9 protein-coding genes and 2 riboswitches are annotated in these 22,517 nt (G+C 70.4%); of the genes, 2 read left to right on the top strand and 7 right to left on the bottom strand.

Annotated features, from left to right (window positions below; all coding sequences use genetic code 11):
• Positions 1–70: 70 nt before the first annotated feature.
• The gene (locus tag QBE02_RS00390) at positions 71–1,687 is read right to left on the bottom strand and encodes a peptide ABC transporter substrate-binding protein (protein ID WP_279366670.1); all 1,617 of its coding nucleotides are present in this window, start codon (positions 1,685–1,687) and stop codon (positions 71–73) included.
• A gap of 164 nt (positions 1,688–1,851) precedes the next feature.
• Here QBE02_RS00390 and QBE02_RS00385 point away from each other — a divergent pair, with 164 nt between their 5' ends.
• Complete coding sequence (locus QBE02_RS00385) at positions 1,852–2,706, top strand: CPBP family intramembrane glutamic endopeptidase (protein WP_279366669.1); 855 nt, start codon at positions 1,852–1,854, stop codon at positions 2,704–2,706.
• 3 nt (positions 2,707–2,709) lie between these two features.
• On the opposite strand, the gene QBE02_RS00380 is transcribed toward QBE02_RS00385, so the two are convergent.
• From QBE02_RS00380 to QBE02_RS00360, 5 genes are all read right to left on the bottom strand, one after another.
• Positions 2,710–4,452 (bottom strand): ABC transporter substrate-binding protein, encoded by a 1,743-nt coding sequence (locus tag QBE02_RS00380; protein WP_279366668.1) that lies wholly within the window; start codon positions 4,450–4,452, stop codon positions 2,710–2,712.
• Positions 4,453–4,647: 195 nt separating this feature from the next.
• On the bottom strand, positions 4,648–7,527 hold the full coding sequence (gene gcvP / locus QBE02_RS00375; RefSeq protein WP_279366667.1) for an aminomethyl-transferring glycine dehydrogenase: 2,880 nt from the start codon (positions 7,525–7,527) through the stop codon (positions 4,648–4,650).
• Positions 7,524–7,898 (bottom strand): glycine cleavage system protein GcvH, encoded by a 375-nt coding sequence (gcvH, locus tag QBE02_RS00370; protein ID WP_056230424.1) that lies wholly within the window; start codon positions 7,896–7,898, stop codon positions 7,524–7,526. Before gcvH ends, gcvP begins: the two co-directional genes overlap by 4 nt.
• The gene (gene gcvT / locus QBE02_RS00365; RefSeq protein WP_279366666.1) at positions 7,895–9,061 is read right to left on the bottom strand and encodes a glycine cleavage system aminomethyltransferase GcvT; all 1,167 of its coding nucleotides are present in this window, start codon (positions 9,059–9,061) and stop codon (positions 7,895–7,897) included. Before gcvT ends, gcvH begins: the two co-directional genes overlap by 4 nt.
• A 48-nt stretch (positions 9,062–9,109) precedes the next feature.
• A riboswitch (glycine riboswitch) is annotated at positions 9,110–9,215 on the bottom strand.
• Positions 9,216–9,310, bottom strand: a riboswitch (glycine riboswitch).
• A gap of 144 nt (positions 9,311–9,454) precedes the next feature.
• The gene (locus QBE02_RS00360; RefSeq protein ID WP_279366665.1) at positions 9,455–18,511 is read right to left on the bottom strand and encodes an Ig-like domain repeat protein; all 9,057 of its coding nucleotides are present in this window, start codon (positions 18,509–18,511) and stop codon (positions 9,455–9,457) included.
• Positions 18,512–18,654: 143 nt separating this feature from the next.
• Here QBE02_RS00360 and QBE02_RS00355 point away from each other — a divergent pair, with 143 nt between their 5' ends.
• Positions 18,655–21,246: a LuxR family transcriptional regulator gene (locus QBE02_RS00355; RefSeq protein WP_279366664.1), complete on the top strand. Its 2,592-nt coding sequence runs from the start codon at positions 18,655–18,657 to the stop codon at positions 21,244–21,246.
• Positions 21,247–21,309: 63 nt separating this feature from the next.
• Here QBE02_RS00355 and QBE02_RS00350 read toward each other — a convergent pair whose 3' ends face one another.
• Complete coding sequence (locus tag QBE02_RS00350) at positions 21,310–22,485, bottom strand: MarP family serine protease (RefSeq protein ID WP_279366663.1); 1,176 nt, start codon at positions 22,483–22,485, stop codon at positions 21,310–21,312.
• Positions 22,486–22,517: the final 32 nt, after the last annotated feature.

Here is a 22,517-nt window from a genome sequence, read left to right as displayed (position 1 = left end):
ATGAGGCCTGGCGGGCAGACCGCGAGGCGGTGACGAATCCGTCACCGCCTCGCGGGTGAGATCGGAAGGGTTACTTCGTGATCTCGTAGTACAGCGGAACCGAGTTCCAGCCGAACTGGACGTTGTTCACGCCGTCGGCGAAGCCGCCGGTGACGTTCGAGTACCAGAGCGGGATGGCCGGGAGGTCCTTCAGCAGGATCTCCTGAGCCTTGGCGAAGTCGGCGTTCTGCGTGCCCAGATCGGTCTCGGCGATGCCGGCCGTGATCTGCGCGTCGAACTGGGGGTTCGAGTAGTCACCGTCGTTCGACGAGGCGCCCGTCGCGTACAGCGGCGCGAGGAAGTTGTACGCACCGGGGTAGTCGGCCTGCCAGCCCGAACGGAACGTGGTCTCGATGCTGCGGTTGGTGACCGCCGAGCGCAGTTCCTTGAACGTCGGGTACGGAGCACCCGAGGAGTCGATGCCCAGGGTGTTCTTGAGCGAGTTCGTCACAGCGTCGACCCAGGACTGGTGTCCACCGTCGGCGTTGTACGCGATCTGCAGCGAGCCGCTCCACGGCGAGATGGCGTCGGCCTGGGCCCACAGCTGCTTCGCCTTGTCCGCGTTGTACTTCAGGACGTCGGCGCCCGTGAGGGAGTCGGACCATCCGGCGATGACCGGCGAGGTGAAGTCGCTGGCCGGGGTGCGCGAGCCCTGGAAGATCGTCTTGGTGATCTCGTCGCGGTTGATGGCCATCGAGATGGCCTGACGACGGAGCTTGCCCTCGTCGCCGCTGAAGTGCGCGAGACGCTCGGGGATCGTGAACGACTGGAAGATCGCGGCCGGCTGGTTGACCGCACGGTCGCCCAGGTCGGAGGTGAAGGTGGCCAGCGACGACGAGGGGACACCGTCGATCACGTCGACGTTGCCGCCGAGGAGGTCGGCGTACGCGGCATCCTGGGTGGCGTAGAAGACGATCGAGAGACCGCCGTTCTTGACCGTGCGACCGCCCTGGTAGTCGTCGTTCTTGACGAGGTCGATCTGCACGTTGTGCTGCCAGGCGCCGTCGCCCTTGAGCTTGTAGGGGCCGTTGCCGATCGGGTTCTCGCCGAACGCAGCCATGTCGGTGAACGCGACGTCGGGCAGCGGGAAGAACGCCGAGTAGCCCAGGCGCAGCGCGAAGTCGGCGGCGGGCTTGGAGAGGGCGATGGTGAAGGTGTAATCGTCGACCTTCTTCAGACCGGTCAGCTCGGAGTCAGCGTCGTAGCTGAATCCGACGATGTCCTCGAAGAACGAGCTGCTCACCTGGTTGTTCGACAGCTGGGCGCCGTAGTTCCACGCCTTGATGAAGTTGTCGGCCTTGACCTCGGTGCCGTCCGTGAACTTCTGACCCTTCTTCAGGGTCACCGTGAGGTTCTGGGGGTCGTTGGTGACGATGGACTCCGCCATGTCGTTGACCGGGGCGCCGGTTCCGTCGTAGTAGACCAGACCCGCGAAGATCGAGTCGAGGATCTTTCCTCCACCGACCTCGTTGGTGTTGGTCGGGATCAGCGGGTTCTGCGGCTCGGAGCCGTTCGTCCGAATGATCGCCGAGGCGTCGCCGCCTGATGACGAGCCGCCATTGTCTCCGCCGCCCGAGCAGCCGGCGAGCATGAGCCCGACAGCTCCCAGCAGGGCGAGACCGGAGAGGGCAATCTTGTTGCGCTTCACAGTTCCTCCAGGGAAGGGATGATCATCGCCCGCGCAGGGCTTCCACGCAGCACAAGGCGCGTCAAAGATCCGTCGGGCAGGATGAGAACACACTAGGCACGTTTACCCAGGTGCCCCAAACTCCTCTGAAAAACGTTACACAGCATTTACTCGAGAGGCTCTCGATGGAGCAATCTGACAAGCGCACCCGGCTGCAGGTCCCAGCGGACTGGACGTATCCTCCGACGCTGAAGCGCTCGGACACCTACCTCCGCCGCCGTCTCGGCTGGGAGATCGGGATCGTGCTGCTCGTCAGCGTCGGCCAGTCGGCGATCTACTCGGTGGTCTCGTTCATCCGCGCCGCCACCCGCGCACCCATCTCGCAGCAGCAGACGCAGCTGAATCCATCGCGCAGCGCCGAGCCGGTGTGGGACGCGATCTACCAGTTCCTCGACATCTTCTTCTCCCTGGCGCTCGTGGCCCTGGCGGTCTACCTCCTATGGGAGCCGACGAACAACGCGCTCCGCCGCATCGGGCTGGACTTCCGCCGCTTCGGAGGTGACTCCGCGCGGGGTCTCCTGCTCGTCGTCCTCATCGGCGCGCCCGGTATCGGTGTCTACGCGATCGGCCGCGCTCTCGGGCAGAGCATCGCGGTGATCCCCGCTCCCCTGGACTCGTCGTGGTGGGTGATCGCGCTGCTGGTCCTCGCGGCACTGCGCGCCGGCCTCACCGAAGAGGTGATCTTCCTCGGATTCCTCTTCGACCGTCTCCGCCGGCTCGGCTGGTCGTGGACGTGGATCATCGTGTCGACCGCCCTGCTGCGCGGCAGCTACCACCTCTATCAGGGGTGGCCCTCGGCGCTGGGGAACGTCGTCATGGGGCTCGTCTTCGGCTGGTGCTACAAGCGATGGGGGCGGGTGATGCCCCTGGTGATCGCACACACGGTCATCGACATCGTCGCTTTCGTGGGGTACCCGCTCGCCGCGGCCTGGTGGCCGGGGATCTTCGCCCCGACCCCCGCGCCGTCGCCGACGCCCTGACTGTCAGGACTGGGGCGGCGACCAGGTCCAGAACGCCGGGGGCAGCCCGTTGGGCTCGGAGGTGTACGTCACTCCCCCGACGCCCGCGGCGCTGACCACGGCGCCCGTGCGCTCGAGCAGAGGCACACCCGCGTACGCGGCGAACAGCGATCGGTCGATGAGCTTCGCCTCCGATAGCACGTCGACGGGGTCGGTGTGCGTGGTGAGGTCGTCGAAAAGCTCTTCGGTGTCGCCGCCGTCGATTCCCTCCGCAATGCGGTCACGCGCCGACCGGTAGAGGCTCTCATCCTCGCCGACCCACGAGAGGGTGGCATCCGGAATCTCCGTCGCGGTGGCGGCGCGGACCGCGATCCCGGCCTTGGCGGCCATCGAAACGAGGCGCGGGAACACCAGCGACGCCGTCGGATCGGTCGTGTCGTAGGCGACGCGGAGCACGGCCGCCCGGTCGTTCAGCGCGGAGCGCGCGCCGTTCACGTCGGCCCCCATGCCGGGAGCGCCGTTCCCCGAGACCAGGTCGTTGTACAGCTGCCCGGTCGCCGGAGACGACAGGAACGACTGGAGGGGCTGGGCGTCCGGACGCACGGCACCCAGCACGTCCTGGACGAGCGAGGCCCGATCGAGCGACAGCGTCGTCGCCTGACGGAGATCGGATGCCGCCGTCGTGGCGAACCGGAGTTGAAGCGTCTCGGAGGTGGGCCCGACCTGGACGTTGAACCCGGCATCGGTCAGGGTCTTGCGCTCCGCGACATCGAGATCGCCGACGTTGGCCACGTCGACCGTTCCCGCTTCGATCGCCGACAGCTGCGCCGCGCGATCGGGGAAGAACCGGACCGTCAGCCCCTCGAGACCCGGGAAGTGCGCCCCTTGGTAGCTGTCCCGACGGGCCAATTGGATCGTGTCGGCCGTGATCTCCGAGACCGTCCACGGGCCCGACGACACGACACCGGCCGGGTCGGGCGTCGTTCCCGGAGCGACGTCGAATCCAGTGTTCCACGCCTGCGCTGCCGCAGCCAGCACCGGATTCGGAGCCGCCGGAGCCTGAGGGTCGCCCTCCGGCGCCGTGAGGATCGCGGTGAGCAGATCCTTGACGCTCACGCCCGCCCGCTGCGCGACGACGTGGACCGGGCGGTCGAGCAGCCACTGCCGGTTCCAGTCGGCGAAGGGCTGGTCGTAGGTGAGCATGAGGGTGTCATTCGCCCGGTCGAGGCGCGGACGCGTCGTGCGGGCGTTGGGGTCGGCGGGGAGCGCGGTGTCGAAGTACCGCGTGCCCGAGACGACCTGGCCGTTGGCGTCGTAGGTGGCGTCGTCGAAGAAGTGGGAGGTGACAGCCCACCCGAACAGCAGGTCGTCGAGGGTCACCGGAGTGCCGTCGGACCAGACGCGGTCGGCGAAGAGTTCGTAGCTGACGGTCAGCGGGTCGCCCTCGACCCGCGTGATGCGCCCGAGACCGTTGTTGGGCACGACCTGGAGGTTCCCATCGAGGGAGCCGAGCTTTTCGTCGAGGAGGGCCGACACCGCGCGGTTCGCCGCGGTGTCCCCGGTCGCGCTGGCGGCGTTGAAGCTCGTGAGCGAGCCGACCACACCGACCGTCAGGCTCGTGCGCTGCTCTTTCGCGGGGACCGGCGCGGGGTCGGTCGCCGAACAACCGGCCAACGCGAGACCGGCGGCGACGAGAAGGGCGATCACCCGTCCCGGGCCGCCACGGCGTCGAAGCGGTCGAGGAACGTCGTTCAGCCCGTGGTGCACAGGGGCACTTTACTAAACGCCCCCTGAGGATCTCCCGGTCCGCCGGGTGCGACCGGACACGCGCGGCGCCGACCCCGGACGCCGAGACCCACCGCTGTGCCCGCGATAAACGCCCTCGCGAGTGAAACACGCGGTGGCGCGGCGTGTCTCGCTCGGCGGGGCGTTTATCGCGAACTGGGAGCGTTGGCGTGCGACCTACGCGAACGCCTCCGGAGGCGGGCACGAGCAGACCAGGTTGCGGTCGCCGTACGCCTGGTCGATGCGGCGCACCGGGGGCCAGTACTTGCCGCGGATCAGCGAGCGGGTCGGGTACACCGCGGTCTCGCGCGAGTACGGGTGCTCCCACTCGCCCACCACGACCGTCTCGGCGGTGTGCGGGGCGTTGACCAGCGGGTTGTCGTCGGCGGGCCACTCCCCCGCGGCGACCGCCAGGGCCTCCTGCTTGATCGCGATCATGGCATCGACGAAACGATCAAGCTCGGCGAGGTCTTCGCTCTCGGTCGGCTCGACCATCAGGGTGCCGGCGACCGGGAACGACATCGTCGGGGCGTGGAAGCCGTAGTCGATGAGGCGCTTGGCCACGTCGTCGACGGTGACGCCGGTCTGCTCCTTGAGGGGACGCAGGTCGAGGATGCACTCGTGCGCGACGAGTCCGCCCTCACCGGCGTACAGCACCGGGTAGTGCTCGCGCAGGCGCGTGGCGATGTAGTTCGCCGAGAGCACGGCGGCGGCCGTCGCCTGACGCAGCCCCTCGGCGCCCATCATGCGCACGTACGCCCAGGAGATGGGCAGGATGCCGGCAGAGCCGTGGGGAGCTGCCGACACGGGGCCACCGTCGAACACGCCGCCGGCGTGATCAGCCCGCTGCGAGAACGGGTGCGACGGCAGGTACGGCGCGAGGTGCGCCTTCGCCGCGACCGGGCCCACGCCGGGTCCACCGCCACCGTGCGGGATGGCGAACGTCTTGTGCAGGTTGAGGTGCGACACGTCGCCGCCGAGGTCGCCGAAGCGGGCGAAGCCCAGCAGCGCGTTGAGGTTGGCGCCGTCGACGTAGACCTGTCCGCCGGCGTCGTGCACGGCCTGCGTGATCTCGAGCACGTCGTGCTCGTACACCCCGTGGGTCGAGGGGTACGTGATCATGAGCGCCGAAAGCTCCGCGGCGTGCTGCGCGATCTTCGCGCGCAGGTCGCCGAGGTCGACGTTGCCAGCCTCGTCGCACGCGACGACGACGACCTTCATGCCCGCGAGGATCGCCGAGGCGGCGTTCGTGCCGTGCGCCGACGACGGGATGAGGCACACCGTGCGCTCGGTGTCCCCGTTCGCGAGGTGGTAACCGCGGATCGCGAGGAGGCCTGCGAGCTCGCCCTGCGACCCGGCGTTCGGCTGCAGAGAGACCGCGTCGTAGCCGGTCACCTCGGCGAGCCAGCGCTCGAGCTGCTCGATCATCTCGAGGTAGCCGTGGACGTCGGCCTCGGGGGCGAAGGGGTGCACCCGCGAGAACTCCGGCCACGACACCGCCGCCATCTCGGTGGCCGCGTTCAGCTTCATCGTGCACGAGCCCAGCGGGATCATGCCGCGATCGAGCGCGTAGTCGCGGTCGGCGAGGGTCTTCAGGTACCGCATCATCGCCGTCTCGCTGCGGTGCGCGTGGAAGACGGGGTGCGTGAGGAAGGCGTCGTCACGGTGCAGGGCCGCATCGATCCCGCGCAGCGCCTCGCCCTCGGGCAGCAATTCCGTGGCGAGGCCGAAGGCGTCGAGGATGACCGAGACATCGGCATCCGTCGTCGTCTCATCGACCGAGACGCCGACCGTCGCGTCGTCGACCCAGAGCAGCTGATATCCGCGCTCGCGGGCGCGGTCGATCACGTCCTGCGCGCGCCCCGGCACGTGCACGCGCACCGTGTCGAAGAAGGCGTCGCTCGTGAGAGTCAGGTCGGAGGAGCGCAGAGCGGATGCCAGGGCGTCGGCCTTGCGCGCGACCTGCATCGCGATCGCGCGGAGTCCGTCGGGACCGTGGTACACCGCGTACATCGCCGCCATCACGGCCAGCAGCACCTGCGCGGTGCAGATGTTCGAGGTCGCCTTCTCGCGGCGGATGTGCTGCTCCCGAGTCTGCAGTGACAGGCGGTAGGCGGGGGCGCCCACGGCATCCTGCGACACGCCGACCAGGCGGCCGGGCAGCTGACGCTCGAGGCCCGCGCGCACGGCCATGTAGCCCGCGTGGGGTCCGCCGAAGCCGAGCGGCACGCCGAAACGCTGGGTCGTGCCCACCGCGACGTCGGCGCCGAGCGAGCCGGGCGAGCGCAGCAGGGTCAGGGCGAGCAGGTCGGCGGCGGCCACGACGAGGCCGCCCGCGGCGTGCACCGTCTCGGCCACGGTCGAGAAGTCCCAGATACGACCGGTCGCACCGGGGTACTGCACGAAGGCGCCGAACGCCTCGGGCAGATCCCCCTCGTACGAGGTCTCGACGACGCGGATGCCGACGGCCGCGGCGCGGTGGTGCAGCAGCGCCTTGGTCTGGGGCAGGGCGTCGACGTCGACCAGGAAGAGGTCGGTCTTCGCCTTCGACGCGCGGCGGGCGACGAGCATGCCCTCGACGACCGCGGTGGACTCATCGAGCATCGATGCGTTCGCCGTCGCGAGCCCGGTGAGGTCGGTCACCATCGTCTGGAAATTGATGAGCGCCTCGAGCCGGCCCTGCGAGATCTCGGGCTGATACGGCGTGTAGGCGGTGTACCACGACGGGTTCTCGAGGACATTCCGCGCGATCACCGACGGCGTGAAGGTGTCGTAGTAGCCGAGACCGATCATGGGGCGGGCGGAGCGGTTGGCGGATGCCAGCTCCCGCAGTTCCGCCAGGGCCTCGGCCTCGGTGGCCGCGGTCGGAATCGCGCTCGTGGCGCGGGCCTGCACGTGGATCGAGGCCGGGACGGCGGTCTCGACGAGCGCCTCGACGCTGTCGTAGCCGACCACCTCGAGCATGTGCGCCTGAGCGCCGGCACCGATGCCGATGTGGCGGTCGGTGAAGGCGGCCGGGGTCCCGGCATCCGTGCGGGGAGGGAGGACGGAGGTCATGCGGTGAGGTCCTCGTAAGCGGCGCGGTCGAGCAGGTCGGAGGGAAGATCGCCCTCGACGCGAATCTTGATGAGCCACCCGCCGGCGAAGGGCTCGGCGTTCACCAACGAAGGGTCGTCGACCACGGCGTCATTGACCTCGACCACCGTGCCGTTCAGGGGCGCGTAGAGCTCGCCGACAGACTTGGTCGACTCGATCTCGCCGCAGACGTCGCCGGCCGAGACGGCCGAGTCGGCGCCGGGCAGCTCGACGAAGACGACGTCACCGAGCTTGTCGGCGGCGAAGTCGGTGATGCCGACGGTGGCGATGTCACCCTCGAGGGCGATCCACTCGTGCTCGGAGGTGTAGCTGAGGGCGGTGAGGTCGGTCATGCGTTTCTCCGATAGAAGGGAAGGGCGGTGACGGTCGCGGGGATACGGGTTCCGCGCACGTCGATGGACAGTTCGGTTCCGATGGCGGATGCCGCGGGTGCGACGAACGCCATGGCCACGGGGTGGCCGAGGGTGGGGCTGAGGGCGCCGCTGGTGATCTCGCCGACGGTGTCGTCGCCGTGCAGGACGGCGTAGCCCGCGCGACCGGCGCGACGTCCCTCCGAGACGAGGCCGACGAGCACGGGGGCGTCGGCGGGGCCGGACGACAGGCCGTCCTTGCCGACGAACGCTTCTTTGTCGACGGCGACGACGCGGCCGAGACCCGCCTGTGCGGGGACGATGTCGCGCGAGAGCTCGTGGCCGTACAGCGGCATGCCGGCCTCGAGGCGCAGGGTGTCGCGCGCGGCGAGACCGCACGGCACGAGGCCCCGGTCGGTGCCCGCGGTGAGAGCGGCATCCCACAGGGCGGCGGCCTGCGCGGTGGGGATCATGAGCTCGTAGCCGTCTTCGCCGGTGTACCCGGTGCGGGCGACGAACAGTGGCGCCCCGTCGAAGGTGCCCTCGGTCCAGGCGTAATAGCCCAGCTCGTCGAGGGCGGTGCCGGTGATCTCGACTCCCGGGGTGGAGTTCAGGATGCCGCGGGCCTCGGGGCCCTGCAGGGCGATGAGGGCGTAGTCGTCGGTGACGTCGGCCACCGCGAGGGTTCCGGTCCCTTCGACAGGCTCCGGGACCTCGGTCGCTGGCGCGGGGACCCACGTGCGCTGAGCCAGGTCGAACGCCGAGGCCACGGCATCCCGATTGCCGGCATTCGAGATGACGAGGAAGCTCTGCTCCCCCAGGCGGTAGACGATGACATCGTCGACGATGCCGCCGCTCTCGGCGAGCACGAGCGAGTACTTGGCCTTGCCGATCTTCATGGTCGACAGGCGGCCGGCGAGCACGTAGTCGAGGAACGCGGCCGCTTTCTCTCCCTCGACGCGGAACTCGGCCATGTGCGAGATGTCGAACAGGCCCGCGGCCTCGCGCACGGCGCGGTGCTCGGCGAGGTCGGAGGTGTAGCGCACGGGCATGTTCCAGCCGCCGAAGTCGGTGAACGAGGCGCCGAGGGCCTCGTGCCGATCGTTCAGCGGGGAGGTGCGCGGTGGAGCGGGGGTTTCGGTCATGAGTTCTGCCGTTCGCGATGACGGACAGACGCCGGACGGCGCCTGAAGAACTCCCCCTCTGTCATGGGCCTGAGAGTTTCACCGCGCGGATCGCGCGGCTTTCACCGTCGGCGGGCTCGGGGACGTGGCATCCCGAACCTCTTTCCAGAGTGGCCCGATCGACGCGGTACGCGTACCTGAGAGATTGGCGGGGAGGCTTGCTCCTTCGGTGCCCGGCTGCGTTCGCCGGAGCTCTCCCGCATCGATCATGGGGCCGGTGTGGACTTGTGGGGTCAGCCTAGCGGAGCTTCGGCGAGCGCCGTGAGATGTTCAGGCGTTGTCCTGCTGGCGGAAGGCACCGGGCGAAGAGCCCCTGTGGAGGACTTCGCCCGGTGGATCGCCTCGCGCCGCGTGTCACCCCGTGGGGGCGAGGCCCTTCAGCCATGACGCGTCGCTCGAGGGGGTGTCGTCGCCGAAGGTGACCGCGTAGGCGAGGGTGTCGAGGCCCGCGGCCATCTTCTTCTGCATGCACGCGGCGAAAGCGTTGGTACCCGCCTTGTCCGTCCACACGCCAGCTGCCGTCTGCCCGCCCTTGGCCGCTCTCGCCTTCGCGTTCGTGGCGGCGACCGTTGCCTTGATGGCCAATCCGGTGGCCGACGCGCCGGTCATCGCGGGTTCAGCCGCGATCAGAGCCCTCTCCACCGAGTTGACCATCTTCGTGAAGCTGGTCGACTTCGCGAAGGCCGTCGTCGTCTGCGTTCCGTACGTGGCTCCGAGAGCGATGCCACCGCCGACGAAGTTCTGCATGGCGAACAACATCGTGTCGTCGCCCCCGGCGGAGTAGGCGGTCAGGCAATCGAACGGAGCCGCCAACATGTCCACCACGGAGTTGATGGTCTGTCCCGCGGCTCGGATTCCGTCGACGGCCTTTCCGCTCACGTTCAACACCGTCAGCACATCGGCGGTGGCGGACAAGGCGACGCCCGCAATCCCCACCACGCTGGTCAGGGAGCGAACATACGCGCCCGCCGCAGCGGTGGCGAAGCCGGTCATGACCTTCGCTGTCGTCGACATCGTCATGACGAAGCCGTCGCCGAAATCCTTGAACTTCTCGGAGGTCGACGTCGACGAGTAGTAGGCGACGAGGGTCTTGTCGCTCGACATGTGGACGCCGGCGTACTCCCCGTCTTCGCTGCTCGTGGAATCCGCGCCGGAACTCCAGTGTCGGAATCGCGGGTTGCCTCCCGTGCTGGCGCTCACCACGACGTCCGTGCCGCCGAGGTAGCGATACGTCGTGGGGTGCGGGACCGTGAACCCCAGAGGGCCCATCGAATCGTCCAACCAGGGCAGCGTCTGCTCCTCGCCGGGACAGTTCGGCGGTGTCATGACCGTGAGCTGCTGCGTGTCGTGCGGCAGCGACAGCGTGTAGCACTTGGCCTGGAACGTCGCGGTCACGCGCTTGTGCAGGTAGTCACCGTCCGCCGTTCGCCCGGCGCCGGAGAGCACCACGGGGGCGTCGGGGCTGGTGCCGGTGCCCGCGGCATCCCCCTCCCAGGAGACGACGCTGAACGCCTCAGGGTCGACGGCCGCCCGCAGCTGCAGGTCGGTCCCCGCGAGCCAGGCGTAGCCACCCCGGGTGTACTTCGGGTTCGCCCCGACCCCGCAGTCCGCCGGAGCGGTAGAGATGTAGTCCTCGATCGGGCTGCCCTTGACCTGGTTGGTCGCGTAGAGGTCGGGCAGTACCGCTCCCGAGGGCGAGAGAATCCGCGCCGAGATCGAGGCGAACTCGCACGCTCGCGCCACGACGGCCGAGTCTCCATGGAACTTCTGCGAGAGATACGAACCCTCCTGCCACAGGTTGACCGCGGGGCGGTCCTCCTTCGCCGCGGGCCCGTTCCCCACGTCCGCGAAGGTGTTGGACTTCGACGCCCAGACGATCGTGGCGCCCTTTGCGGCCTCGCTGATCGGGGTCGCGTTGAACGTGAGTTCCTGACCGCCCTCGGTGCCCTGATCGTAGAAGCGAGCGTTCACCCCCTTGTAGGCAACGTCGCACGGGTTGCCCTGCGGACCGAAGTCGAGGCTGACGTCGAGAGCACCGGCCGGCTGCGACGACAGGTCGATGCGCTTGCAGTTCTGCCACTTGCCGTATGCCGCGACGGCGGAGGTGTCCTGGGTCAGAACAGCGGTCACCTTCGCTACCGCGTTGGCCGAACCCTTCACGGGCAGACCAGCCCACCCGAGGAATGACAGTCCGCTGGAGCCGCCCGTCGCCTCCATCGTCACCGCGGTGCCGGAGATGTACCAGGGCGAGGACGCGGTGCCGCCCACCGCGGGACAGTTACCGGGCGTTTGGATGTCGACCTTTCCGTCGTCGTACAGATCACCCACCATCGATGTCGAGAGCGACACACAGGTGCCGTACGTGGCACCGATGGTGAAGGGACGGTCGCCGATCGAGAACGAGAACCGGCGGCTCCCCAGAGGCGCGGTGCTCTCCGAGATCGGCGAGTATCGATCCGTGCTGCCGGCCCAGGCGGCGAAGTAGGTCTTGGCGCCGGCCCCCGTATCCTTCAGCGTTCCCGCGACGGTCGTCCCGTAGCGGTACGCCGACGTACCGGTCACCCGGTCATAGCAGTTCGTCGGGGTGTCGACGGTGATGGTGCCGCCGATCGGCTGGGCGATCTCGGGAAGCGCGTAGCATTTCGGCTCCACCGCAGCCGATACGAAGGCCGTGTCAGGCGTCACCTTGACCGTGATCGAGTCGGCGCGGACGCCGCCGCCGCTGATGAGCTGTGCGCCGTCTCCCCATCCCACGAACTGCTCGCGTGAGCGCACCTTCGAGCGGTCGAGGGTGACGGTGAAATCGAAATCCCACGCGGCCATCGTCTCGATGCGATCGCCGGTCCTCTTGACGTCGTAGCCGCACTTGCCGCGAACGTCGTACCGCAACGCGTCGCTGGGAAGGACTGCCCCGTCGTAGTTCTGGACGGACAGCACGACCGGAATGCAGCGTGCGCTCGCTGTCGCGGTGACCGTCATGGGGCGGAGCGAATCCGGTCCGGCGATCGACACGGGCGGGTTCACGAACTGCCCGACGGTCGCACCGATCGAGACGCCGTTGACGGTGACATCGTCGACGTCGTACTTCTCGCCCGCTGCGACTCGGACGAATACCGGGGTCGACTCGAAGTACCCGGTCCCGCCGCCGCAGTCCGGGGCCGTGACGAGCTCGACGCTCGCGGAACCGGCGGGCGAGGCGGTGGGTGCCGTAAACGGGACGCACGCGACGATCTGCCCCTGGCGGGTGACAGTGGTCGCCTTCCAGGCCTTCGTCCCGCTGTAGTCGAGGGTGAAGAGAGCGTCGCCGTTCGTGCGCTGATACGCCGGCAGGGTGACCTGACAGGTGCCGCTGAGGACGGCCGCCGTGCACACCACGGTGTCACCGCGGCGGATCTCGACCGTGCCGAGATCGCTCCCGGCACGCGGGCCCGCCACCGACCACGACACGGGAACGGTGGTCAGGCCGCCCCAGCGCTCGTTCTGCCCCACGGTCAGGCTGACCGTCGGCTCCGACAGGCCGAACTCGACGAAAGCCGAGCCGGTGCCCGCGGCGTAGTTGTCAGCCCCCGCGTACGTTGCGGTCACGATGCGATAGCCGCCGCCATCGAAGAGAAGGTCGCATGAGCCGGATGCCGCACGATCGGCGTCGCCGTCGGTGGGACCGACGTACGCGGTACAGGTCGCGCCCTGGCCGTCGCCGATGACGACGGCACCCTGAGGCGCGCGCGCGGGAAGGGCGCTGCCGAGGAGGAGGGGGTTCGCCTCGTGGGCGTATCGAACCGCGACCTTCACCGGGTTCAGACGACCCGCCTGCGGCTGACCGGGGTCGACCGTCACGACGACCGGAGCCGCGATCCAGTCCTGCGCGATCTGCGCGGAGCTGGGCGCGAAGCGATCGTCACCGGGGAGGAACTGCGCCTCGACCGTGCCGGTCTGGATGCCGGATGTTCGAGCGGTCACTCGCACCGAGCCCGTCGGACCGACGACACCGGTCGCAAAAGGCTTGCCGTTGCGCGAGAGCCGCACGAGACCGGTCGGCTGCGCACCGGCGGCGTCTACCGACACCTGGTACGAGGTGACCGTGTCGGCGAACACGGCGTCCGCGCCGGGGCGCTGATCACCGGGAGCCAGCAGCACCCGCGTGGGGATACGGGTGACGCGGACGGTGAATTCCTGGCTGGTGCCCTCCGTGTTGGCCGCGTCGCCCGAGTAATCGACCACGAAGCGGTAGTCGGTATCCATGCGCAGTAGCGTCTGCGGCAGCGGGAAGGTCGCCGTCGCGGAGCCGTTGACGAGGGTGGCGTCCGATCCGAGGTCATCGACGAAATGGTCGGCGCTGCGAATGCGGACCGTTCCCGTCGGCTGAACGACGCCGGTCACCGTCACCGGGATCGACAGCGTCGATCCCACTGAGACGGAGGACGGGGGCGTCAGACCGAACGCGACCGCGCCCGGGAAGAGCTGCACGGTGTCGAAGGCGTAGTTCCCTCCCTGCGGCGCGACGTACCGGTCGTCGCCGTTCTGCCCGAGGTACGAGACCGACACAGTGTACGACCCTCGACTGGTGGCGCGAACCTTGCCGAGCCACGTCGACGACAGCTTGGCGACACCTCCGACGAGACTGGCGCTGTCATTGCCGATGTCGCGCCCGTCGGGTCCTCGAAGGGTGAAGCGCACGCCCCCCTGAGCCACGAATCCCGCCGGGGCGCCCGGTACAGAGATGGATGCCACAGCCTCGACGAAACCGCCGAGCTCTGCGGTCGTCTTCACGCTGGCTCGCGTCTCGAGCGCGGTCAGGGTGATCGTCTGCGACGCGGGGGCGTTCCAGACGTCGGTCGCCGTCGACGATGCGAAGGCACCGGTGGCCTCGAAACGCGCGGTGAGGGCGCCGGAGGAGCGCAGACTCTGGATCTGCTCGCCGAAGTGGGCGGGGACGACGACGTGTCGCTCCCCCGCGACGCCGGTATCGTCCGCCGCGGACACCGTCGTGCGGCCGACCTCGATGCCCGAGAGGGTGACGATGACGAGCCCCTCGGGCCGCGCCTCGCCGGAGCGGTTCATCACGCTGACCCCGACGCCGAGGTCGCTGTTCCACGACACCGTCCTCGGGGAGTCGCTATCGAGGGAGGTGCTCGTCGACGCGGCGTTGACGACGAGCGTGCGCGTCGCCGAAGCGGGTTCGAAGCGCTCGTCCCCCGCGAAGTCGGCAGTCACGGTGTAGGTGCCGGGGACCAGGGTGGTCCCGGCCTGCAGGCGGACCGCACCGTTCGAGAGAGACGGCGTGCCGAGCGGAATCGAGGTCCCGTCGGCCGCGACCGCGCGGAGGGTCACGACGCCGTCCTCGGGGTGCAGGCCGTCCGCAGCGACCTTCACGTCGACGGTCGCATCCGCCGAGTAGGCGATCGCCCCGGGGGCGTCGAGGGTCAGGGTGGGAATGGCGCGAGCGACCGTGAGGGCGACCTCGTCGGACGTGGATGCCGCGAAGACGGGCGAGCCGACGTACCTCGCGACGACCGGCCCGCCGCCGACGCCCAGCGATCCCGCCGGGGCGGCGAAGGTCGAGGTGGCGCAGCCCGGGCCGCTCGCACACGCGGCGAGAGCCACGGAGGCGAGCACCGTCGTCCCGCGCACGAACTGCACCGAACCCGAGGGGGTTCGGGAGTCACCGGCGGCCGTGACCGTCGCGGTGAAGGTCACGGCATCGTTCCAGCGCACCGCGGTCGCCGAGGCCTGCAGCGACGTGACTGTGGCGGTCGCGACGACCCGGACCGGCTGCGCGGCACTGGTGGAGGCCGAGAATCCGCTGTCGCTCGCGAAGGCGGCGGTCAGGACGTGGTCCCCGGCGGCGAGCGCGTCGCCGGGGACGACAACGGTGAAGCTCGTTCGAGTTCCGTTGGCGGAGTCGATGCCGATTCGCGCACCGGTCACCGGGACGCCGTCGGACAGAAGCGTGAGAGCACCCCGGGGGATGACGGCGCTGGGAGCGACGGCATCGACGAAGACGGTCGCTGTCACCGGCAGACCGGCCGTCACCGACGACGGAGTCGCGGAATCGAACGCGGTGGTCGTCGCTGCCTCGGTCACCCGGAGCGGGACCGCCTCGGACGCGGCTCGTCCGTAGACCTCGTCGCCGAGGTAGGTAGCGGTGAAGGAGTCGACGCCCCACGGGATGTTCGCGCCGTTCACGACGGCCCGCCCCTGCGCGTCGAGCGTGGCGGACTGACCGCCCACGAAGACCGTTCCCGTCGGCACGGGGCCCGATCCAGTGACCGTCACCGTCGCCGCGGAGCGCACGGGGTCGCCGTACAGCGCTGTCGTGCCCGGGAAGGACAGCGTCACGGTGGCCGATGAACGGATCAAGAGCGTCTGCGAGCGTGCCGTGACTCCGCCGCCGGACGAATCGTCGCGGGTGTACACCGCCCAGAGGACGTGCCGACCGGCACCGAGGGTTGCGCCGGACAAAGAGAATGATGCCGTGCCGTCGGTCACGGCCACCGGTCCGGCGACCACGGTCTTGCCGGTGGCGTCTGAGGACAGCACCACCGTGCCCGGCTGATCGTCGGCGACGGTCACGACGGCGGAGAGAGCAGCGGCATCCTCCAGCGTCCAATCCGCTCCCGAACACACCCCGCGGGGCGTCTCCGCCGCACAGTCGAGAGAGACGGCGACGACGTCGCCCGCGATCGTGAGGGTCTGCGTGATCGACGCACTGTCGGTGTAAGGCGCTGTGCCGGTGAATACCGCCGCGTAATCGTACGAGGCGCCGCCGCGCAACCCCGGCACCTGCACGACGGCCGTGTCCATGATCCCGTTCGGAATCGAGGCCTCGGTGAGGCGAACAGGGCCGTAGGTTTTGCCGTCGACGGTGAAGGTGACAGTGCCCTGCGCCGCTCCGGGGGTGGTCGCCCGGACCGTCGCCCGGAAGGTCGCGCTGCCGCGCACATCGGTGTCGGTACTCGCGCTGGCCGCCAGGGAAGTGGAGCCGTCGAACTGCACGGCTCCGAGGTCGCAGCCCTGGGCCGGACGGTGGCCGCCGCGCGCGTCGAGGCTCGGGCAGTCGGTTCCCGTGCCGGCCACCACGTTCAGCTGTGCCCCGCCGAGGGGGTAGACGGGGACGGCGCCGGTCTCATCGAGGGCCCCGAAGTAGGACTGGCCGCGGTTCACGGTCGGCGAGCCGGGGCAGCTGCCGTCGCCCTGCGCGTGCGCGTTGTGGTCGCCCGACAGTCGACCGGAGCAGGCGAGGGCCGGGGTATCGATCGCGTTCGTGCTGAACAGGGAGTTGCGCACCGTCGAGGTCGGAACGGCGCCCCCGTCGGTGCTGGTCGACGGGCTGCCCAGCGATCCGCCGTCGAAGTCGACGAAGGTCGAGTTGACGACCGTCATGCCGGCGTCGGCCCACACGTCCGCGCCTTGGTTGCGCGTCTTGTCCCACTGGTCGGTGATCTTGTTGCGGCCGAACGTGGAGTTGACGATGGTCGTCGCACCCGTGGTGTAGATCGCCGCGCCGCGCGAGCCCTCGGAACCCAGCGAGAGGGTGTTGTCGAGGAAGCTGCTCGAGTCGACGGTCAAATCGCGCGCGAAGACGGCACCGGCGCTGAAGCCGCCCTGGTTGCCGCGGAAGACCGTCCGCGTGAGGGTCGTTGACGTCATCGCGGCGATGAGCGCTCCGCCGGTGTACGTGTCGAAGCCGCCCCGCAGGGTGAGGTCGCTGATCGAGAGCGCCCAGTGATCGCTCGCGGCCCACAGCAGACGCATCGTTCCGCCACCGTCGATCACGGCGCCGTTGCCGATGATCTCGAGCGTGCCGCTGGTGATTGCCGAGGGAGTTCCTCCGCTCGACCCGCCGCCCGTCTCCGAGCCGGTCTCCCCGGACGACGCCTCGGTGGTGGTCTGCGCCGAGGAGACGACGTTCGACGCGAGCTTCATCACGGCACCGCCGAGCTCGCCCGCGGACGACGCGGAGGGAGCAACGGATGCCGAGGGCTCGGGCGTGGGCGAGGGCGCAGGAGTCTCCGAAGACGCCGGCGACGGGTCACCGCCCTCCGACGGACTCTCCGTCTGCACCGGAGCGGGGGTCTCCGAAGGAGTCGTCTCGGACGGGGCCGGCGTCGGGGTGGGGTGGTCCTCCCCCGTTCCGGGCTGTTCCTCTCCCCCGGTGCCGCCGGATCCACCGCCGGTGGTCACCGTGTCGGGCTCGAAGCGCAGAGGAGCCGCCAGCGTGATGACCGGGGCACCCGAGATCGTGATGGTCGCTCGCGGCGCCCCCGACGCGGCGACGTCCGCCGCAGCGGCGAGCGCGGCGCGCAAGGTGCAGTCCCCGCTGCCCGCGAGACACGAGGCCTTCTGAGACGCGAGGGCCGTGGCATCCGTCGTGTCCGCCGCCGAGGTGACCGTGAACGAGGTGACCGGGGTGACGGCATCCTGAGCGATCGCCGCGGAGCCCGTGGTCGCCGTCCCCAGGGGCAGGACCAGCGCCATCACCACGGCCGTCGCCACGCGCGCCATCACCGGAGAGGGCACCGGCGTCGTCGAGGGCACTACGGGCGATGCCACGGGGAGGACACGCCCCGACGGGCCCGCAGCACGACGGTAGAGCGCGACGGCCACCACCAGCGGCAGCGGAGCGAGCAGTAGCGGCACGATCCCCGACAGCAGAGCGCCGGAAGTGGCATCGAGCGTCTGCCCGAGCAGACCGGCCCCGGTCACGACGGCGAGAGCGACGAGCACGCTGAGCAGCCACGCCCCGAGAACCTGCCGGCGACGACCGGCTGCTGCCTTCTCTGCGGCGATCACGGCCGCGCGCGGCCACGCCGGTTCGAGCACGGCGGCCGGCACGAGCAGCACCGCCGTGGGGAGCACGCGCCCCAGCACCCCGAAGGGCACAGCGAGCACCAGCCACAGGCGCCAGCGGGTGACATTCGGTCGTCCGCTTCGGCGGCGGATGAGGGAGCGGATGCCGAGGACTGCGAGCGCGAGAACGCCCAGCGCGCTCACGAAGGGGGCGCAGATGAAAGCGAGGGCGACGGCGAGGACGGAGATCCCCGCGGCGAGGAGAAGACGCGGGACAAGCCGCACCCCGGCCAGCAGCGAGCGCCACATCCGCGGGCGCTGGCCCGCCAGCGAGGCGTCGACCAGGCGCGCGAGCGCTGCGATCGTGACGAGGACGAGCGGGGAACCCGCCAGGGCGACGATCGCCGAAGCGAGCACTCCGACCGCGGCGATGCGAGGCTCGACCGTAGCCGGCGCCTCGGACACCCAGTCGTACAGAGCGGTGCCCTGGGCCGCGAGCGCAACCCCGAGGGCGAAGAAGACCACGGTCAAAGCGACGGCGAAGATCGCCTGAACCACCAGTAGCCTCCACCACGACGACGCGATGGCTCGACCGGAATCACGCAGGGCACCCAAGAGCATGTGCTCATGTTCGCTGACGGCGGACTGTCAACCCCTAGGTGGAACCCACCTACTCATGCTGACACCACCTGGGCACGGCTCCGGCGACGCGAATCGGACAGGACTGCGCCGAGGGGCCTCACGCGCACGGCATACTGATCGACGTGAAGAGCCCGGGTGCCCCCGACGGCGACCGGGTCGCCGCCCTCGCCGACCGCATCGAGGCCGGGCGGGGCCGCGCGTGGCTCATCGAGGGCGTGCCCGGCGCGGGCGCCACCCATCTCTCCGAGCACCTCGCCGATCGCCTCGGCGAGCGCGGGTTCGACGTCGTGCGCACCTTCGCGCTGCCCGAACTCCGTGGCATCCCTCTCGCTACTCTTCTTCCGCTGCTGCGGCTTGACCCGACTCGAGAAGTCGACGACGATCCCTCTCGCCGCCTGCAGCGCGTGACGGCGCGACTGGCGGGCACGGCGAAGACGACGGTTCTGATGATCGATGCCGCCGCGTGGCTCGACGACGTGTCCGCGGCCGCGGTGCATCAACTCGTCCGGTCGTACGGGGTTCGGGTCGTGTTGACGGCGCGCGTCGGGCAGACGCTCCCCGCGCCCCTCCGCCGCCTCGGTGATGAGGGGCTTCTCGAGCGCATCGCGGTGCCCCCGCTCAGCGACGACGAGGCCGTCGCGGTGATCGACCTCGCCTCGGGAGGCCGGGTCTCCCCGCCGAGCCTGGTCGCGTTCCTGGACCGCGTGGGCGCGCATCCGCTGTTTCTCAGCCTCCTCGTCGCGCAGTCCCTGCGCTCGGGACTCGCCCGGCAGACCCCGCTCGGGCTGGACCTGGGGCGGCCGTCACCTCCGAGCCGTCTGCGCGAGCTCGTCGCCGAGTGGGTCGAGCTCGCTGGAAGCGCTCGAGCGGAGGCGCTCGGACTGCTGGCGGTGTCGACGTCGCTTCCCCGGGATGTCCTCGCCGAAGCCGATGTCGCCGCCCTGGTCGAGGCAGGGCTCGCCGTCGGCACCCCCGATCGCGTGCGCATCGTCTCGCCGCTCGTGGGCGAGGTGATCTCGGACGGGATGCCACCCGCCCACCGCCGCGAGACCGCTGCGCACGCGTCCGCCCGACTCACCGGGTACGACGATCCCCGCAGTCGACTCACCCGCATCACCCTCGCCAGCGCCGGCGACACCCCGCCCGCGACGGAGGAGCTCGCTGCCGCCGCGCGGACCTGCACGGCCCTCGGCTCCCACGCGCTCGCCGTCGACCTGAGCTCTCGCGCCCTCGCCCTCGCGAAGCAGCGGCGAGAACCGGTCCCGCCCGACGCGGTCGTGCTGCGGGGAGAATCGCTCTGGCTGCTCGGACGCCACGACGAAGCCGACCGGGCGATGGACCTCGCCGTCCGCGTCGCACCCGATGACTCCACCCTGGCGCTGGCCGCCTCGCGCGCCGGTTCGTACTGGTCGCTTCGGCGGGAGGATCCCGCGCGGGCCTACCGCGTGACGGGCGACGCCCTCGATCGAATCACCGACCCCCAGGCCGCCGCGTTCCTGCGCACGAGCATGACCAAGTGGCAGATCATGCTCGGCGACCTGCCCCGTGAGGCCCCGACCGGCGGCCGCCTGGGCACCGACGGCGCCGGGGTGGCGGTCGCGTCTCTCGACCCCATGCTGTCGACCGTCCTGGCGGCCTGTCTGTCGGGCGACACGGGCGCCGCCCGCGCGGGAATCACCGCCGGGCGCCCGCACGCGCAGGCGGCCCTCGCCGTCATCCGGCACGCGGCAGAGCTGTTCGACTACGCCGAGGCGATCGCCGATTGCGCGGACGGCAACCTCTCCGCCGCGCGCGACGCCTTCCGCGAGCACGTGACGCACCGCTTGAGCGAGGCCGTGGGCATCTGGACGCTCGGCGCCTCGTGGAGTGCGTTCATGCAGGGGGATGCCGACAGCGCCCTCCTCCACGCCCGCGAGGCGACGCACCAGCTGGCGTGGAGAGACCTCCTCGCCTTCGAGGGGCTGGCCGTCAGCACGCGCGCGACGGTCGCCGCGTGGCTCGGGCGTCCCGCGGAGGCGCAGGAATGCCTGGACCGGCTCACCCCGGGCATGCGGGCTCTGGTCATCACCGACCTCGAGGCGGCGCAAGCCGAATCGTGGCTCGCCTTCCGCGCGGGTGCGCCGTCACCGGCCGCCCCGGTCGAACGCGCCGTGGAAGCAGCCGAGGGACGCCACCACGACTGGTGGCTCGCTCTCGCCGCCCTGAGTGCCATCCGCATGGGGCAGCCGTCCGCGGTCCTTGCGGTGCTGCGACGGCTTCCGGCCGCCCACGCCGGCGCCTCGGTGCGCCTGTTCGTCGCGTACGGAGCGGCCCTCGAACAGGGTGATCCCACCGCGCTCGTCGCCGCAGCCCAGGGGCTCGAGACTGCCGGATACCTCGCCGCCGCTTACGACGCGGCCCGCCAGACTCTGGCGCTCGGAGCCCACCCCGACGCGGCGACCGCCGCCCGCCGCGCCCGCGTCATCGTCACCCGCGTCGGTGCGCTCCTGTCGCCCTCGCCGACGGCGCGGTCCGGCATCGCCGACCTGCTCACGGCGCGCGAGTGGGCCGTCGCCAGCGCCGCCGCCACACGCGCACGCAACCGCGAGATCGCGGAGAGCCTGGGCCTGTCGCACCGCACGGTCGAGAACCATCTCGCCGCCGTCTATCGCAAGCTCGGCGTGAGCGGGCGGGATGAACTCCGCGAGGTCGTCACCGCCGCAGCGACCGCGTGACCTCTCGTCGCGCACGGGTGACGGCCCTCGACGCGTGACGCGGCCGCCGACGGGCGGGCTCCGTCAGCCCCGCGTGCAGCTCCCGGATGCCACGGGTGCCGACAACGACCCCATCTGGGCCATCACGGGCTCGAGTTCGGCGGGGGTCATGGCGTAGCCGACGTTGTCGTCGGTGTCGGATCGGGCGAACACGATCCCCGCCACCTGACCGGACGTCGTCAGCAGCGGGCCGCCCGAGTTGCCCGGCCGGACGATCCCGGCCAGGGCGTAGATGTCACGCGGGGCGGAGGAATCGTCGTAGATGTCGGGCACCGGAACCGTGCCCTCCGACAGGATCTGCGCGCTCCCCGAGGTGAAGGGGCCGCCACCCGGGTACCCCTGCACGACGGCGGGGGAACCGACGGCCAGCGTCTGCGCGATCGGCAGGGCGGCGGCATCCAACTGATCCACGGAGATCACCGCGATGTCGTCGACCGGGTCGAAGTACACCACGCGTCCCTCGCGCGCCGGACGGCCCGGCAGCTCGACGAGCGGGGTGTCCACGCCCGCGACGACGTGGGCGTTGGTGACGACGCGGCCGTCCGCGACGACGAAGCCCGACCCGCTCGAGGTGATGCCGCAGGCGTAGGCGGTGCCCGAGATCCGCGCCACCGACTGTGCCGCCTGAGTCAGTGCGGGGTCGTCGAGGGCGATGCTCGGGGTCGTGGGGACCGGGCCGATCTGGATGAGCTCGCCCAGGCGCGGGATGCCGTCGGCGAAGATCGTTCCGCGCAGGTCGGCGAGCGCTCCGCGCACGGGTGCTGGGGTGAGGTCGTCGATCGTGCGCACCACGGTCGAGGAGCCGAGCGCGGCGGAGACGACGGGCACCCCGACCGGGGTCAGGGAGCCGGCGACGAACGAGATCGTGAGGGCGGCGGCGGCCACGTTCACCACCCCGCCGAGGAGGCGCTCGGGCACGCGCAGCTTGATCCGGTCGGCGCCGCGCCGGAAGACGTTGCCGACGGCGCTGCCGAGACCCGAGCCGATGACGAGCAGGGCGATGCCCGCGCCGATCATGGCGGGTCCTCGCCACGCGAGGTCGGTGACCCACTGCCCCACGAACGGAAGCACCCAGTAGGCGGCGACCGCCCCGAGCGCGAGGCCCGCGAAGAAGCCGATGGTGGCGAGGAAGCCCCGGGAGAGCCCCACGGCGAGTGCGACCGCCAGAAGGGCGATCAGGGCGATGTCGACGACCGGCATCCGACCTCCTGTGTTCGCTTCGAGGCTAGAAC

It is taken from the genome of Microbacterium testaceum, from assembly GCF_029761935.1.
Lineage (GTDB): Bacteria > Actinomycetota > Actinomycetes > Actinomycetales > Microbacteriaceae > Microbacterium > Microbacterium testaceum_A.
The sequence above is the reverse complement of the archived record's forward strand: the minus strand, read 5'-3'. Positions and strand labels throughout refer to the sequence as shown.

Bases quoted from the DNA above. Each gene is read 5' to 3' on its own strand.
- gcvP (WP_279366667.1), bottom strand. From the start codon at position 7,527: ATGACCTCCGTCCTCCCTCCCCGCACGGATGCCGGGACCCCGGCCGCC.
- gcvT (WP_279366666.1), bottom strand. From the start codon at position 9,061: ATGACCGAAACCCCCGCTCCACCGCGCACCTCCCCGCTGAACGATCGG.
- QBE02_RS00360 (WP_279366665.1), bottom strand. From the start codon at position 18,511: ATGCTCTTGGGTGCCCTGCGTGATTCCGGTCGAGCCATCGCGTCGTCG.
- QBE02_RS00385 (WP_279366669.1), top strand. From the start codon at position 1,852: ATGGAGCAATCTGACAAGCGCACCCGGCTGCAGGTCCCAGCGGACTGG.
- QBE02_RS00350 (WP_279366663.1), bottom strand. From the start codon at position 22,485: ATGCCGGTCGTCGACATCGCCCTGATCGCCCTTCTGGCGGTCGCACTC.
- gcvH (WP_056230424.1), bottom strand. From the start codon at position 7,898: ATGACCGACCTCACCGCCCTCAGCTACACCTCCGAGCACGAGTGGATC.